The sequence below is a fragment of the Methanocalculus sp. genome (assembly GCF_029762515.1).
Taxonomy (GTDB): domain Archaea; phylum Halobacteriota; class Methanomicrobia; order Methanomicrobiales; family Methanocorpusculaceae; genus Methanocalculus.
The window spans coordinates 1-1,130 of sequence record NZ_JARVGN010000557.1; the positions used below are offsets into that span (position 1 = coordinate 1).

Here is a 1,130-nt window from a genome sequence, read left to right on the forward strand (position 1 = left end):
GGGGTGCCCTATCAGCGCTGGGTGGAGTCTGAGCTATATGATGCGGTTGCATCTGAAATTGATGAAAATGAGTTTCTGCGAGCAGTATTCCCGAAGATGAAAACAATCCCCTCAAGAAAGAAGATGAAGCAGGGGAGGAATGCGATGCACTTCTGGAATTTGTACGCGCTGGGACGGTGGGGTGAGGTTTTTGAGGTTTCACTTCAATAAGGCGCCATTACGTTCACTAGGTGAAGGGGATATGTGTCATTGGTTGCTGTTTTTTCAAATTTTTATTTCAGCCACCGCAATCACCGGAACACCATCCAGATCATCATACACTATCGGATAAAGCCTGAGTGTGAAAGCTCCATTAAGCAGCTTCTCTGATGAGAGATCAAGATCCTCTAGCAGGAGTATCGGGTGCTCCCCACAGAGAAACGCCCGGTGCGCGGCGCGACCCTCCTCACGGTGCAGTGGAGTTGCGATTGAGATGGTGTCCAGCCCGAAGACCTGCAGCTGCGGGCAGAGCTCTCTGAGATATGCGGGGAGCGCAGGGTGTGCCCAGGGGTGGACTGAGGCATAGAGATCAGGAGAGGTTGCGAGGAGACGGAAAGCGCCGGTGCGTATCAGGAGCGCAGCTGCATTCTTGATGCCATCGATCTTGGATAGCGGCTCTTTGAGATCGTCTGGAGTGATTGGCTGATCACCTTTGATGGGAAGATCGATACAGAAGACGGGGGCGTAGAGAGTTTCAGGTGAGAGGATATCAGTTACCGATGAACCATTTGGGCAGAAGTGGCGGGGGAGATCAATGTGGGTGCCGCTATGGCTGCTGAATGTGATGAGGCTTGTGTTTGAGGAATCACTTTTCGTGATGGACTTTACTTCGCTGATGGAGACTGGCGGGGTGCCCGGGTAGAGGGGCGCGGAGCGGTGCAGAGGGTGGGAGATGAGGAGGGGCATAATTTCAAATACGATACAACAATTAAAGGGAATTTGTTTAACAACCATTATTTTTTCTCTCTAATCTTGAATAGATCACTTTTGCAGGATTTCCAGCAGCCACAGAATAGGGAGGAATATTTTTCGTAACGACACTATTTGCACCTATGACGCTTCCTTTTCCAATTACGACATCTCTAGTTATT

At 50.1% G+C, this 1,130-nt stretch carries 2 protein-coding genes; one reads left to right on the forward strand and one right to left on the reverse strand.

Annotated features, from left to right (window positions below):
• The coding region (locus QCH34_RS13125) for a hypothetical protein (RefSeq protein WP_300334776.1) at positions 1 to 210 on the forward strand (210 nt) is incomplete at its 5' end.
• Positions 211 to 264: 54 nt separating this feature from the next.
• Here QCH34_RS13125 and QCH34_RS13130 read toward each other — a convergent pair.
• Complete coding sequence (locus QCH34_RS13130) at positions 265 to 945, reverse strand: cyclase family protein (RefSeq protein ID WP_300334777.1); 681 nt, start codon at positions 943 to 945, stop codon at positions 265 to 267.
• Positions 946 to 1,130: the final 185 nt, after the last annotated feature.

Excerpts from the sequence above, each read along its gene's own strand:
- QCH34_RS13130 (WP_300334777.1), bottom strand. The coding sequence starts at position 945 with ATGCCCCTCCTCATCTCCCACCCTCTGCACCGCTCCGCGCCCCTCTAC.